Origin of the sequence: Micromonospora sp. SL1-18 (assembly GCF_047921505.1) — a bacterium.
Taxonomy (GTDB): Bacteria; Actinomycetota; Actinomycetes; order Mycobacteriales; family Micromonosporaceae; genus Micromonospora.
Genome location: NZ_JBLROA010000010.1, coordinates 84,865 through 98,389 on the forward strand (window position 1 = coordinate 84,865; position 13,525 = coordinate 98,389).

At 73.3% G+C, this 13,525-nt stretch carries 16 protein-coding genes; 6 read left to right on the top strand and 10 right to left on the bottom strand.

Translation table 11 applies throughout. The features are described 5' to 3' along the window. Positions 1 to 25: 25 nt before the first annotated feature. The 4 genes from ACNAW0_RS06810 to dut all read right to left on the bottom strand — a co-directional run bounded on the left by ACNAW0_RS06810 (position 26) and on the right by dut (position 2,513). A complete protein-coding gene (locus ACNAW0_RS06810) occupies positions 26 to 709 on the bottom strand; it encodes a DUF3159 domain-containing protein (protein WP_416286861.1) in 684 nt (227 codons plus the stop codon). Continuing rightward, positions 706 to 1,086, bottom strand: a complete 381-nt coding sequence (locus tag ACNAW0_RS06815) for an OB-fold nucleic acid binding domain-containing protein (protein ID WP_416286862.1) — start codon at positions 1,084 to 1,086, stop codon at positions 706 to 708. Before ACNAW0_RS06815 ends, ACNAW0_RS06810 begins: the two co-directional genes overlap by 4 nt. A 220-nt stretch (positions 1,087 to 1,306) precedes the next feature. Further along, positions 1,307 to 1,990, bottom strand: coding sequence for a DUF3710 domain-containing protein (locus ACNAW0_RS06820; protein WP_416286863.1), 684 nt, complete (start codon positions 1,988 to 1,990; stop codon positions 1,307 to 1,309). Between the two features lie 25 nt (positions 1,991 to 2,015). Further along, positions 2,016 to 2,513, bottom strand: coding sequence for a dUTP diphosphatase (gene dut / locus ACNAW0_RS06825; protein ID WP_416286864.1), 498 nt, complete (start codon positions 2,511 to 2,513; stop codon positions 2,016 to 2,018). Between the two features lie 91 nt (positions 2,514 to 2,604). On the opposite strand from dut, the gene ACNAW0_RS06830 reads away from it, so the two are divergent. Beyond that, the gene (locus ACNAW0_RS06830; protein WP_416286918.1) at positions 2,605 to 3,099 is read left to right on the top strand and encodes a DUF3093 domain-containing protein; all 495 of its coding nucleotides are present in this window, start codon (positions 2,605 to 2,607) and stop codon (positions 3,097 to 3,099) included. Between the two features lie 6 nt (positions 3,100 to 3,105). Here ACNAW0_RS06830 and ACNAW0_RS06835 read toward each other — a convergent pair whose 3' ends face one another. Together ACNAW0_RS06835 and ACNAW0_RS06840 are read right to left on the bottom strand one after the other, a co-directional pair. Beyond that, a complete protein-coding gene (locus ACNAW0_RS06835) occupies positions 3,106 to 3,936 on the bottom strand; it encodes a hypothetical protein (protein ID WP_416286865.1) in 831 nt (276 codons plus the stop codon). A 213-nt stretch (positions 3,937 to 4,149) separates the two neighbouring features. Next, positions 4,150 to 4,446: a DUF4193 domain-containing protein gene (locus ACNAW0_RS06840; RefSeq protein ID WP_416286866.1), complete on the bottom strand. Its 297-nt coding sequence runs from the start codon at positions 4,444 to 4,446 to the stop codon at positions 4,150 to 4,152. Positions 4,447 to 4,880: 434 nt separating this feature from the next. On the opposite strand from ACNAW0_RS06840, the gene ACNAW0_RS06845 reads away from it, so the two are divergent. Beyond that, positions 4,881 to 5,396 (top strand): LytR C-terminal domain-containing protein, encoded by a 516-nt coding sequence (locus ACNAW0_RS06845; protein WP_416286919.1) that lies wholly within the window; start codon positions 4,881 to 4,883, stop codon positions 5,394 to 5,396. 8 nt (positions 5,397 to 5,404) lie between these two features. Here the strand turns inward: ACNAW0_RS06845 and ACNAW0_RS06850 are convergent, their stop codons facing one another. Continuing rightward, entirely contained in the window at positions 5,405 to 6,226 is an 822-nt protein-coding gene (locus ACNAW0_RS06850; RefSeq protein ID WP_416286867.1) for an inositol monophosphatase family protein, read from the bottom strand. Positions 6,227 to 6,504: 278 nt separating this feature from the next. Here ACNAW0_RS06850 and ACNAW0_RS06855 point away from each other — a divergent pair, with 278 nt between their 5' ends. Both ACNAW0_RS06855 and ACNAW0_RS06860 read left to right on the top strand, forming a co-directional pair. After that, entirely contained in the window at positions 6,505 to 8,115 is a 1,611-nt protein-coding gene (locus tag ACNAW0_RS06855; RefSeq protein ID WP_416286868.1) for an RNA polymerase sigma factor, read from the top strand. A 245-nt stretch (positions 8,116 to 8,360) separates the two neighbouring features. Further along, entirely contained in the window at positions 8,361 to 8,594 is a 234-nt protein-coding gene (locus ACNAW0_RS06860) for a hypothetical protein (RefSeq protein WP_093410327.1), read from the top strand. Positions 8,595 to 8,748: 154 nt separating this feature from the next. Here the strand turns inward: ACNAW0_RS06860 and ACNAW0_RS06865 are convergent, their stop codons facing one another. From ACNAW0_RS06865 to ACNAW0_RS06875, 3 genes are all read right to left on the bottom strand, one after another. Continuing rightward, entirely contained in the window at positions 8,749 to 10,485 is a 1,737-nt protein-coding gene (locus tag ACNAW0_RS06865; RefSeq protein WP_416286869.1) for a DEAD/DEAH box helicase, read from the bottom strand. 192 nt (positions 10,486 to 10,677) lie between these two features. Continuing rightward, positions 10,678 to 11,328, bottom strand: coding sequence for a trimeric intracellular cation channel family protein (locus ACNAW0_RS06870; RefSeq protein ID WP_416286870.1), 651 nt, complete (start codon positions 11,326 to 11,328; stop codon positions 10,678 to 10,680). A 39-nt stretch (positions 11,329 to 11,367) separates the two neighbouring features. Then, entirely contained in the window at positions 11,368 to 11,586 is a 219-nt protein-coding gene (locus tag ACNAW0_RS06875) for a DUF3039 domain-containing protein (protein WP_416286871.1), read from the bottom strand. 88 nt (positions 11,587 to 11,674) lie between these two features. On the opposite strand from ACNAW0_RS06875, the gene ACNAW0_RS06880 reads away from it, so the two are divergent. Both ACNAW0_RS06880 and ACNAW0_RS06885 read left to right on the top strand, forming a co-directional pair. Further along, positions 11,675 to 12,601 (top strand): pseudouridine-5'-phosphate glycosidase, encoded by a 927-nt coding sequence (locus ACNAW0_RS06880; RefSeq protein WP_416286872.1) that lies wholly within the window; start codon positions 11,675 to 11,677, stop codon positions 12,599 to 12,601. A 4-nt stretch (positions 12,602 to 12,605) separates the two neighbouring features. Further along, positions 12,606 to 13,505, top strand: a complete 900-nt coding sequence (locus tag ACNAW0_RS06885) for a carbohydrate kinase family protein (protein WP_416286873.1) — start codon at positions 12,606 to 12,608, stop codon at positions 13,503 to 13,505. The last annotated feature ends 20 nt before the right edge of the window (positions 13,506 to 13,525 follow it).

Sequence of the window (13,525 nt, forward strand, 5' to 3'; positions counted from 1 at the left end):
CAGCCCCCCGACGTGCGGCCGGGGCTCAGGCCCCCGGCAACGGCTGCGGCGCGGTCTCCCGGGTCACCCGACGCACCGCCCAGACGGTGATCAGCAGCAGCAGCGCGTACGGCGGGTAGCCCAGGGCGAGCCGGGCCACGCCCAGCGCGGTGTCCTGGTGGGCCAGGTAGAGCCCGGCCTGGACGCCCACCTTGGCCAGCCAGACCACGCCCCAGAGCACGGTGAGCTGGGTGAAGGTGCGCACCAGCCGGGGATCGTCCCGCCACTCCGACCGGCCCTTGGCGACCAGCACCGACCAGATCCAGCCGACCAGCGGCTGCTTCACCGCGGCCGACAACAGCAGGGCCAGGCCGTAGCCGATGCCGTAGAGGATGCCCGGGAGGTAGAAGTCCCGCTCGTTGCCGGTACGCCAGGCGATGGCGGCGCCGATGGCGATGCCGAACAGGCCGTTGACCGCGTGTCGGACCGGCCGGCGCTGGGCCAGCCGCAGCCCGGCGATCAGCAGCGCCACGGCCACCGAGGCGATCACGGCGGGGCGCAGTTCGCCCACCACGTTGGCGATCACGAAGACCACCACGGGGATGCTCGACTCGACCAGGCCCCGCCAGCCGCCGAGCTGGTCGGCCATCTGCTCGGCGAGGCTGGGCAGTGGCTGCTCGTCCTCCGGCCCGAGTTCCGGCCCGGTGGTCGGTTGCTGTCCGGTCGTCACTTCGGCGACTCCAGCTCGTAGTACGGGTTGTAGATGACCTTGCGGTCGTCCCGGACGGCCACCCGGCCGCGGGCGGTGAGGTGCCGGCCCGGTTCGATGCCGGCGATGTGCCGCCGGCCCAACCAGACCAGGGTGACCACGTCGCTGCCGTCGTAGAGGTCGGCTTCCAGCGTGGGCAGGTTGGTCCGGGGCGTGTAGACCACCGTGCGCAGCCGCCCGGCGACCGAGACCACCTGACCCCTCGTGCACTGCCGGGCCGGCATGCCGCCGGACTCGGCGCTCTCCCGGCGCAGCTCCTGCGCCTCGATCTCAGCCTCGCTCGCGGTGAGCCGATGCAGGAGGCGCCGCAGCGACAGCCGGCTCTCGTCGGTCGTCATGACCTCCGCGTCACCCTCTCCACGCTCGCCGGCCCGCGCCGGCACTGGCCCGGCCCGGCAGATGCCGGAACGGTCCCGCCAGCGTACGCCGAACCAACCGGCTCGCGGAGCCGACGTCGGGGGCGGGATCGCTCACCCGCGTACCGGGGCGGCCGCCGACGCACGACGGGCCCGGTACCGCCGGCGGGAGCCGACGGGCCCGGGCCCGGCAGGGTACGACTCAGGCCTCGCGCTGCCCTGGCGCCGGCTGCTGCCCGGCGGCCTCCTGCTCGGCGGCCTGCTGCTCGGCCACCTCGCGGGGCAGCCGCAGCGGCAGCGGCTCACGGACCGGCTTGGCCTCCTGACCCCGGTCGACCACCAGTCCGCTGAGGCACCGTGCCAGCGGGCCGGCCGAGACCGGGTCGGTGGCGGCCTTGCCCTGGTAGACCCCGCGCACCATCCAGCGCGGCCCGTCGATGCCGACGAAGCGCAGGTCGGTCAGGCCGTCCGGGGTGCGGACCCGGGCGCGCAGCTCGGTGCCGTACTCCCCCTCGGCCTCCTGGGCGGCGGCGCCGTCGTTGAACAGCGACTGCCGGATCTCCTCGCGCACCTCGTCCCAGATGCCCTCCGAGCGGGGCGCCGCGAAGACGCCGAGCTGCAGGGCGTTCTCCCCGTGCACCAGCACGACCTGCTGGATCACGCCCTGCGGGTCGGCCTGCACCCGCACCTCGACCTCGGGCACCGCCGGGATCTGGAGGCTGCCCAGGTCGAGCCGCGGCTCGTCGGGCGCCTCGGCGACGTCGTACGGGCCGCGGTCCGGCGCCGACGGGGTCGGATCCCCGGTGTCCTCGGTGTCGAGGACCTCGGTGGCCCGCTCGTCACGCGCGTCCTGTGCCGCGCCGGCCCGCTTTCGGGAGAAGATCACTTCGCCCACCCTCCGCTGTTCACACTCACCCTGCCACCTCTTCCGTCTGCCCGCCCGCCGGGGCCGGGATCAGCCTGGCGTGCCCGCCGGTCGACCCGTGCCCGCCCGTACCGCGCCGGGACGCGGACAGCTCGGCCACCGGCCGGAAATCCGCCCGCGCGACCCGCTGGATGACGAGCTGGGCGATCCGGTCGCCCCGGCTGATCTTCGCCGGCGTCTCCCGATCATGATTGATCAGGTTGACCAGAATCTCACCCCGGTAGCCGGCGTCGACCGTACCGGGCGCGTTGAGCACCGTCACGCCGAGCCTGGCCGCCAGCCCCGATCGGGGATGCACCAGCCCGACGTACCCCTGCGGCAGCGCGATGGCCACGCCGGTCGGCACCAGGGCCCGCCCGCCGGGCGGCAGCTCCACGTCCGCGGCGGCCACCAGGTCCGCGCCGGCATCACCGGGATGGGCGTACGCCGGCAGCGGCAGCTCCGGGTCGAGCTGCCGTACGGGCACGGGCACGACGTCTGTCACGGTCTTCCTCTTCCGTCCGGTCCTGCGGGGGTGACCCTGCCATCCTGCCGGTTGGCCGGCCCGTCGTGCGCCGTACCCTCGGACTGTGAGCCTGTCGTCGTCCTCGTCCGCCCCGGCTTCGCCGGCGGCGGTCCCGTCGGCGTACGCGGAGCGGCTGCGGCTGCCCTGGTGGGCCTGGCCGGCTGGGCTCGCCTGCGCCGGGCTGCTCGCCGCCGAGCTCTGGATGGGCGCGCCGGGGCTGCGGTCCTGGCTGCCGTTCGCGGTGCTGATCCCGGCGGCGGTGGCCGTGCTGGCCTGGCTGGGCCGGATCCGGGTGGCGGTCACCGAGGGAGAGCTGCGGGTGGACGACGCAAACCTGCCGGTGCGCTACGTCGCCGACGTCGTCCCGCTGGACGCCGCCGGCCGGCGCGAGGTGCTCGGCGTCGGGTCCGACCCGCTCGCCTTCGTGGTACAGCGCCCGTGGATCGGCGGCGCGGTGCAGGTGGTCCTCGACGACCCGGCCGACCCGACCCCCTTCTGGGTGGTGAGCACGCGGCGCCCGGTGGAGCTGGCCACGGCGATCCTCGCCGCCCGCGACGCCGGCTGACCCGGGTCAGGGCGGGGCGGGGGGCAGCGCCGCCCGGACCCGGCGGCGCAGATCCTTGCGGACCTGGTCGGCGAGGTTCCGGGTGGCCCGGCGGTTGAGGTAGCCGGCGACGGCGGCCCCGGTCAGGAACGGCCCGAGGGTGGTCAGGTTCCGGCCGAAGCGGCGCAGCAGACGCTCCCGCAGCTCCCGACGGGCGGCGGTGCCGAGCACGGCAGTCACCCCGACCCCCGGCAGCATCGGGTTGATTCCGCGCTGGCCGGCCCAGGACTGCACCAGGGCCACGGCGCGCTCGGTGCCGCGGTTGGGCAGCGGCACCCGGTGGACCTCGTGCAGCTCGCCGATCAGCTTGAGCTCGATCGCGACCACGGCGATCGTCTCGGCGGCCAGCAGCACGGGTGCGGAGAGCAGCGTCGGGGCGACCGTCCACTCGACCGCGGCGACCCCGCCGCCGGCCGCGCCGACCCCGGCGGTGGCCCGGGCGGCGTTGCGGACCAGCCGCTCGGCCAGCTCGTCGTCGCTCAGGCCGGGGAAGTGCCGGCGGAGGGTGGCCAGGTCACGGACCGGTACGTGCGGGGCGACCTCGGCGACCGTCTCGGTCATCCAGCGGAGCGCGGCCTTCGGCTTGAACAGGTCGGCGAGGCCACGGGCCCGGGCCTGGCCGACCACCCGGGCGAGCAGCTGCCGGCGGCGGGCGGGGGCGAGGTCGTCGGCGGTCAACGCCGCGACGGTCGCGCCGAGCTGGTCCGCGTCACCGTCCGGTGTGACCGCAGCGGGCCGCTCGGCGTCGGCGCCTTCGGTCGGTCGCTCGGCGCCCGGTCCACCGTCCCGCTCGCTCACGCTGCCGCCTCGCTCCGCTCCCCGGCGGCGCGAGGCGCCACGCTACTGAGCCAAATGGTTCGCTCGCTCCGCTCCCTCACGCGTCCGCCCTCCCGTGCTCACGCGGCGCGGCAGCCGCCCGTACGAGTCAAGCAGCTCCTCGCCATGCGCGCACGGCGACTCGAACAGCGGCGGCCCCGTCAGAGAGGCCGCCGCCGGTGACACCTGCCGGGGTCAGGCGCATTCGCGGCAGATCAGCTCGCCGTTGCGATGGACCGCCAGTTGGCTGCGGTGGTGGACCAAGAAGCAGCGGGCGCACCGGAACTCGTCCTGCTGCATCGGTAGCACCTTGACCGTGAGCTCCTCGTCGGCCAGGTCGGCGCCGGGCAGCTCGAAGCTCTCGGCCACCTCGGCCTCGTCGACGTCCACGGCGCCCGACTGTGAGTCGACCCGCCGGGCCTTGAGCTCTTCCAGGCTGTCCTCGCCGAGGTCGACCTCGTCGCGACGCGGGGCGTCGTAGTCGGTGGCCATCGGTTTCACTCTCCCATATCGATATGGTCGCTGCCGGTTGTAACGCCGGAGGACGTACTTCGGTTCCACTGGCCGGCCACCATTTCTGTCGGTCACCCGACGCGACGACCGGTGGGCCGAGTCCCGCCAGAGAGGAACCCCCAGCGAGCGCGGAACCTTACCCCCCCTTTGGGCGAGGCATGTATACCGCCCTCGTGGCAGAGATGTACGCCCCTGCGCCCGAAGTTGTTCCCAATGTGACTCAGGCGACACGAAGATAGGGGTAGTAGTACCCGTTCCTCCGGTGGCGCGCCGGCATGTCGGACTGTTTCCACGCGACGGCCGGACAACCGTTAACCTCAGCGGCGTATTCGACGGCCGGCGGGCGGTCCGACCGCCAGCGGCCGCCGTCACCCAACCATCGTGCGGGGAGCGCCCAGATGAGTTTTGCGCGAGTGCGGGCACTCGTTGTCGTCGGTCTGCTGGCGGTCCTCGCCCTGGTCTTCGTCGTCGTCGCGATCGTGCGCGACAGCCAGGGCTCGGCGGGCACGGCAAAGGACTGCCCCAAGGGTTGGCCCCTGGCCGACGTCGCCCTGCACGAGCCCAAAGACGTCAAGATCAATGTCCTCAACGCCACCGACGAGGTCGGCAGGGCGGGCAGCGTCGCCGACGACTTCCGCAACCGCAAGTTCCAGGTGAAGAAGGTGGCCAACGCGGCGAAGGGTGTCGACCGCGTCGCGGTGCTGCGCTACGGCCCCAAGGGCGTCGGCTCCGCGCACCTGCTGCGCGCCTACTTCCTCAACAACGCCGATACGCAGTTCGACATCAATCGCAAGGACGACACGGTCGACGTGGTCCTCGGCAACGCCTTCCAGCAGCTCGCCACCACCACCGAGGTCAACCAGTCCCTCGGTGACCTCGGCTCCCCGGAGGCCCCGCCCGGCACCTGCCCGGCTCCAGCGGGCAAGTAACCCTGGCCTCAGGGGCCGCCGGAGGCATCCAGGGCCGCGAGCCGGGTGTGCAGGGGCTCGAAGAGCGCCGGCGGCGCGGCGATCACCAGGTCCGGCCCGGCCGGCCGCCCCGCCAGCCCGGTCACCAGCAGCCCGGCCTCGCGCGCGACCAGCCCGCCGGCGGCCATGTCCCAGGCGGCCAACCCCTTCTCGTAGTAGGCGTCCAGCCGCCCCTCGGCGGCCAGGCAGAGGTCCAGCGCCGCGGCACCCAGCCGGCGGATGTCCCGGACGTGCGGGATCAGCTTCGCGACCACCCGGGCCTGGTGGGCCCGGCGGTCGGCGTCGTAGCCGAAGCCGGTGGCGACCAGCGCCTGCCCGAGGTCGGTCTCGGTGGAGCAGCGCAGCCGTTGCCCGTCCCGCCAGGCACCGCCGCCCGCGGTCGCCGTCCACTCCTCGCCGGTGGCGACGTTGCGCACCACCCCGGCCACCACCTCGCCGGCCACCTCCGCGGCCAGGGAGACCGCGCAGTACGGCAGCCCGTAGAGGTAGTTGACCGTGCCATCGATCGGGTCGACGATCCAGCGCACCCCGCCGTCGGCGGCCGGGCCGGTCTCCCCCGCGCCGTACTCCTCGCCCAGCACCGCGTCGCCCGGCCGGAGCGTACGCAGGGCGTCCAGCACCTGCCGCTCGACGGCCCGGTCCGCGGCGGTGACCACGTCGGTGACCGTGCTCTTGGTGGCGGCCACCGAGACCCCCTCGGCCCGCATCCGGTGCGCGGTGCCGGCCGCGTCCCGGGCCACCGTGACGGCGATCTCCAGCAGCTCCCGCGACGTGGGTGCCGAGCGGATCATGTTCGTCCCCTTCCCGCACGATCGGGTTGTCCGGATCGCCCGCGGGTATCATCCTTACAAAGTCCACATCTGCGCCGAATCGGCGGCCCACACCGCCGGTCCGCCGTGCGGCGCCGAATGATCGCCGCAGACGGCGTTACAATTCAGCCTGCCCACGCGCCACGGACCGCCACCGACCGGCCGGTCCGGGACACGGGGGCCCTCAACGACATCGTCCGGCACGGCGTGCTGCGCCGGACGAACCGGCCGTGCTCGCTCTTCGCCTCCGGAAGGTCTTCGTGACAGATCCCCGCCAGACCGGCGCCGACGTTCGCTCGCTCACCGACACCCTGATCGCCCACGCGCAGAGCGCCGGCGGCCAGCTCACGTCGGCCCAGCTCGCGCGCACCGTCGAGTCCGCTGAGGTGACCCCGGCCCAGGCCAAGAAGATCCTGCGTGCGCTCTCCGAGGCCGGGGTGACGGTGGTCGTGGACGGCTCCGCCAGCACCCGCCGCCGGGTAGCCGCCGCCCGGTCCGCCACCCCCGCCTCCCGGGCCACCACCGCCAAGACCACCAAGAAGGCCGCCGCGCCGGCCCCGAAGCAGGCGCCGGCCGCTGAGGAGGCCCCGGCTCCCGCCCCGCGTAAGGCGACCGCGCGCAAGGCCGCCGGCACCACCGCGGAGGTGGCCGCCAAGGCCGCCGCCCCGGCGAAGGCCACCAAGGCGACCCGGGCCACCAAGGCGACCGTGGCGGCGAAGACCGCCGGGGCGAAGCCGGCGAAGGCCGCCGCGAAGGGCGAGGGCCCCGAGGGCGACATCGACCCGGAGGAGCTGGCCGCCGAGATCGAGGACGTGGTGGTCGACGAGCCGGCCGAGCTGACCCAGGCCGCCGAGGCCGACGCGGCCAGCTCCGCCAGCGACAACGACTTCGAGTGGGACGACGAGGAGTCCGAGGCGCTCAAGCAGGCGCGACGCGACGCGGAGCTGACCGCCTCCGCCGACTCCGTCCGGGCCTACCTCAAGCAGATCGGCAAGGTGCCGCTGCTCAACGCGGAGCAGGAGGTCGAGCTCGCCAAGCGGATCGAGGCCGGCCTCTACGCCGCCGAGCAGCTGCGCGCCGCCGACGAGGGCGAGGAGAAGCTCAACCGGGACATGCAGCGCGACCTGCTCTGGATCTCCCGGGACGGCGAGCGGGCCAAGAACCACCTGCTGGAGGCCAACCTGCGGCTGGTCGTCTCGCTGGCCAAGCGCTACACCGGTCGTGGGATGGCCTTCCTCGACCTGATCCAGGAGGGCAACCTCGGCCTGATCCGCGCGGTCGAGAAGTTCGACTACACCAAGGGCTACAAGTTCTCCACCTACGCCACCTGGTGGATCCGCCAGGCCATCACCCGAGCCATGGCCGACCAGGCCCGCACCATCCGCATCCCGGTGCACATGGTCGAGGTGATCAACAAGCTCGGCCGGATCCAGCGTGAGCTGCTCCAGGACCTGGGTCGCGAGCCCACGCCGGAGGAGTTGGCCAAGGAGATGGACATCACACCCGAGAAGGTGCTGGAGATCCAGCAGTACGCCCGGGAGCCCATCTCGCTCGACCAGACCATCGGCGACGAGGGTGACAGCCAGCTCGGTGACTTCATCGAGGACTCGGAGGCCGTGGTCGCGGTCGACGCCGTCTCGTTCTCGCTGCTCCAGGACCAGCTTCAGCAGGTCCTCCAGACGCTCTCCGAGCGCGAGGCGGGCGTCGTACGCCTCCGCTTCGGCCTCACCGACGGCCAGCCCCGTACCCTAGACGAGATCGGCCAGGTGTACGGCGTGACCCGGGAGCGCATCCGGCAGATCGAGTCCAAGACCATGTCGAAGTTGCGGCACCCCTCGCGTTCCCAGGTGCTCCGCGACTACCTGGACTGACCGGCGCACGTCAACCAGTCGTGTCGGTTTGATCACCAGCCGTGGAACACTCTATGGTGATCCGTCGGTTGCCTGTTTGTGATCGTTGGCGTGGCACCCTTGATGCACGGCACACTGTCCTTCACGCCAGGTGTGACCCCGGTCCCCCGCGGGCACACAGGGAAGACAGGGCCCGAGATGGGTGTTGCACGATAGGTGAGCAACCGAAGAGAGTGTTCATCGGTGACGACCAGAGGAGGAAGGCGATGACCCCGACCCTCACGCCGCCGCCCGAGACGGTGAGCCCCCCGGCCGCCGATGAACGGTGCGACCGCTGCAATGCTGCCGGCAAGCTCCGGATCACTCTGGCGGGTGGGAGCGAGCTGGTGTTCTGTGGGCACCACGCGAACAAGTACGCGGAGGATCTCGTCAAGATCACCGTACGGTACGCGACGGACCCCGAGTTCACGTGGCGCGGCGCCGACCTGATGGCGAACTGACTCCACAACCGCACAACCACGACATAGCCGACCGGAGGCCCCCGAGGGTGCCTCCGGTCGGCTTTTCGCGTCCGTTCCTGGCTCGCAGGCCTGTCGCACGAGGTGTTAAAAGGGGGCCCCTCCGCTACCCGAGGCGTTAATAGGGGGCCCCTCCTTACGTCAGGGTCTGGACGGTGGCGATGCGCTCCTCGAGCTGCTCGATGGTGGCCTGGGCGCTCGGCGGGCCGCCGCAGATTCGGCGCAGCTCGGCGTGGATCTTGCCGTGCGGCTGCCCGGTGCGGTGGTGGCGGGCAGCCACCAGCGCGTTCAGCTGGCGCCGGAGCGCCACCCGCCGCTGGGCGGCACTCATCGGCAGCGGCGCGGGTGCCAGAGCCTCAGCGGCCGGTTCGGCGGCTCGCTGGGCGGCCTTGCGCCGCTGCGCGGCCAACTGATCGGCCTGCCGCTTGCTCAACAGCATCGCGACCTGGTCGGCGGTGAGCAGCCCGGGGAGACCGAGATATTCCTCCTCCTCGGGGGTGCCGGCCTGGGCGGCGGTGCCGAACGACGCCCCGTCGAAGATCACCTGGTCCAGCTCGGCGGTCGCGGAGAGCGCGGCGAACCGCTTCTCCAGCTCGCCGCTGGCCTGGTCGTCGCGCTGGGCGCGCTCCAGCAGGTCGTCGTCGAAGCCGTCGGACTCCTTCGGCTTGCCGAGCACGTGGTCCCGCTCGGCCTCCATCTCGCTGGCCAACCCGAGCAGGTGCGGCACGCTGGGCAGGAAGACCGAGGCGGTCTCCCCGGACCGTCGGGCCCGGACGAACCGGCCGATCGCCTGCGCGAAGTAGAGCGGGGTGCTGGCGCTGGTCGCGTAGACGCCAACCGCCAGGCGGGGGATGTCCACGCCTTCGGAGACCATCCGCACCGCGACCAGCCAACGCTGCTCGGACGCCGCGAACGTCGCGATCCGCGCGGAGGCGCCCTGATCGTCGGAGAGCACCACCGCCGCCTTCTCTCCGGTCACCTGCTCCAGCAGCTTCGCGTACAAGCGGGCGGTCTGCTGGTCGGTGGCGATGACCAGGCCGCCGGCGTCGGGCATGCCCGCCTCGCGCAGCACGGTCAGCCGGGCGTCGGCGGCCCGCAGCACCTGCGGCATCCAGTCGCCGGCCGGGTCCAGGGCGGTACGCCAGGCCTGCGCGATCAGGTCCTGGGTCATCGGCTCGCCCAGCCGCGCCGCCAGTTCCTCCCCCGCGTTGGTGCGCCACCGGGTCTCCCCCGAGTACGCCAGGAAGAGCACCGGCCGGACCACGCCGTCGCGCAGGGCGTCGGAGTATCCGTAGACGGAGTCGGCGCGGGAGCGCAGTAACCCGTCCCCGCCCCGCTCGTAGCTGACGAACGGGATCGGGTTGTCGTCGGAGCGGAACGGCGTCCCGGTGAGCATCAGCCGGCGTACCGCGGGCTCGAAGGCCGCCTTGATGCCGTCGCCCCAGGTACGCGAGTCGCCGGCATGGTGGATCTCGTCCAGGATGACCAGCGTGCGCCGGGTCATGGTGCGCCGCCGGTGCACCTGCGGTGCCATGCCGACCTGGGCGTACGTGACCACGGCGCCGTGGAAGTCGGCGGACGAGTGCAGGTCGGCGTTGCGGAAGGCGGCGTCGAGCTGGATGCCGACCCGGGCGGCGGACTGCGCCCACTGGGTCTTCAGGTGCTCGGTCGGGGCGATCACGGTGACGGCCTCGACGGTGCCGTCGTTCAGCAGCTCGGCGGCAATCCGCAGGGCGAAGGTGGTCTTGCCGGCGCCGGGCGTGGCGACCGCGGTGAAGTCCTCGCTACGGCGACGTAGGTAGTCCACCATCGCCTTGCGTTGCCAGGCACGCAGAGGCGGGAACGTGTCGATCGCCGGCAACCGGGGTGCCACCCGTAGCTCCTCTCCGACCGCACGACGGCGGGCCACGGCCGAGGGCCACGGGTGCCACCGCCCATGAAAACGCCTCCGCGCAGAACGTGCCGCGAAGGCCGACTCAGCATAACCAGCGGGGCCGCTTCTCCCCACTCGACGCCACGCTGGTCACATCCGCCCACCCCACCCGTGGCCCGCACCGGGGCCGGCTCAGCCCCGTGGGCCCCGGGTTCCGGTGCGGGGCGGGCGCAGGGTGGCGACCGGGGCGGACCAGCGCCGCCCCAGTGAGACCAGCCGCAGCACGATGACGAGGGCGACCGCGAGGATCAGCCCGACCGGGTGCGCCTGTCCGTACGCCGACAGCACCGCCACCAGGATCGATCCGGCGAGCGCGGCGAGTGCGTAGATCTCCCGGCGCAGCACCACCGGGATCTCCCCGGTGAGCAGGTCCCGGCCCAGGCCGCCGCCGATCGCGGTGAGCATGCCGATCATGCAGGCGCCGACCGGCGGGACGTGGGCGTCGAGGGCCTTGAGCGTGCCGGTGACGGTGAACAGGCCGAGACCGGCCGCGTCGAGCACCAGCACGGTGGTGCGCAGCCGGGCGAGCTGCGGGTGCAGCCAGAAGACGGCGGCGGCGATCGCCGCCGCGGTGACCGCGTACCGCCAGTCGGCGAAGGCCAGCGGCGGGACCTCGTCGATGACCAGATCGCGGAAGATCCCGCCGCCGAGCGCGGCGACGACGCCGACGAAGGCCACCCCGAAGAGATCGAGCCGTTTGGCCACCGCCGCGGAGGCGCCGGAGGCGGCGAAGACCGCGACACCGGTGAGGTCGGCGACGAGCAGGACGGTGGAGGTGGTCACCGGCGAAGGGTACGTGGGCGGGCGGTGGGCCGCCCGCGGTCACTCGCCCCAGGAGTCGTAGATCTCCTTGCACTTCGGGCAGACCGGCGAACCCGGCTTGGCGGCCTTGGTCACCGGGAAGGTCTCGCCACAGAGCGCGACGACGTACGTGCCCATGACCGCACTCTCGGCGATCTTTTCCTTACGGACGTAGTGGAACATCTCGGGACCGGTGTCGGCGTCCTTCACCTCGGGACGCTCAAGAACCTGTGTGCTCACGTTTACACCTCCAACTTTCCAGTTTTACAGGTCCCCCGGGGCCGGTCCACCGCAGACCGGCCCGTAGGTGGCCCGTACCGTAACGGAAGTGACCAACTTTCACATCGGTTTCGGTGCCGAAGTGGCCGGCGCCCTGCGTGACCGTCGTCCCGTCGTCGCCCTGGAAAGCACCATCGTCTCGCACGGCCTCCCCCGGCCGGACAATCTGCTGGTCGCCCGGCAGATCGAGCAGGCGGTCCGGGACGCGGGCGCGGTTCCGGCCACCATCGGGATGGTCGCCGGCGAGCTGATCGTGGGCCTGGACGACGCGCAGCTGACCCGGCTCGCCACGGTCGACGGCGTGAGCAAGCTCTCCGTACGCGATCTCGCGGTGGCGGCGGCGACCGGCGCGGACGGTGCCACCACGGTGGCCGCCACCAGCGCGGTGGCCGCGGCGGCCGGGATCGGCGTCTTCGCCACGGGCGGCCTCGGCGGGGTGCACCGGGAGGCGGCGCAGACCTTCGACGAGTCGGCCGACCTGGTCACCCTGGCCCGGACGCCGATCGCGGTGGTCTGCGCCGGGGTGAAATCGATCCTCGACGTGGGCGCCACCCTGGAGCGGCTGGAGACGCTGGGCGTGAGCGTGGTCGGCTACCGGACCCGCCGCTTCCCCGGCTTCTACCTGGCCGACGCCGGCTTCGACCTGGACTGGTCGGTAAACTCACCGGAGCAGGTGGCCGGCGTACTCCTCGCCCGGGAACAGCAGGGCGTGCACCACGGCGGGCTGATCGTGGCGAACCCGCTCCCCGCCGACGAGCAGCTCGACCCGGCGCTGCACGACCGTACCCTCGCCGAAGGGCTGGCCATGCTCGCCCGCGAGGGGGTGACGGGAAAGGCGGTCACCCCGTTCCTGCTCGCCCACTTCCACTCGGCGACCGAGGGCGCCAGCCTGGCGGTGAACGTCCGGATCATCCTGCGCAACGCCGACCTGGCGGCACGGATCGCGGTCGCCGCGGCGCCGAGCGAAGCGAGGTGACGGCATGAGCGGCGCGTGCCGCATCGTGGTCGTCGGTGACGTGATCACCGACGTGGTCGCGGTGCTCTCCGGGCCCCTGGCGACGGGCTCGGACACCACGGCCGGGATCCGGTTCAGCGGTGGCGGGCAGGCGGCCAACACCGCCGCCTGGCTCGCCGGCCAGGGAGCCGACGTCACGCTGGTGGCCGCGACCGGGGACGACGAGGCGGGCCGCGACCGGGTCGCCGAGCTGGACCGGGTCGGGGTGACCTGCGCGGTCGAGCGCCACGAGGGCTACCCGACCGGCACGGTCATCGTGCTCGCCCACGACGGGGAGCGCACCATGGTCAGCCAGCGCGGGGCGAACCTGCGGCTGACCGCGGGGCACGTCGACCGGGCCCTGGCGGCGGCGCCCGACGCCGGGCACCTGCACCTGTCCGCGTACACCCTGCTGGACGCCGGGTCGCGCGGCGCGGGACTGCGCGCGCTGGCCGCCGCCCGCGAGCGCGGGCTGACCACCAGCGTCGACGCGGCGTCCGCGGCACCGCTGCGGCGGGTCGGCGCGGCGGCCTTCCTGGCCTGGGTACGCGACGTCGACCTGCTGCTGGTCAACACGGACGAGGCGACGGTGCTCGCCGGCGGGCTGGACCCGGCGGCGCAGGGACGGGCGCTGACCTCAGTGGCCCGGCGGGTGGTGGTCAAGCGGGGCGCGGCCGGCGCGGTCTGGGTGGACCGTGACGGGGTGGTCGAGGCGGCACCCGCCCACGGGGTACCCGTGGTGGACGTCACCGGCGCCGGGGACGCCTTCGCCGCCGGCCTGCTCACCGCCTGGCTGGCCGGCGCCGGCCCCCGCGCGGCCCTCTCCCGCGCCGGCGACCTCGGCGCCCTGGCGGTCTCCTCCTTCGGCGCCCGCCCCACCCGCTGACGGCGTGCCGGTCCGGGCGT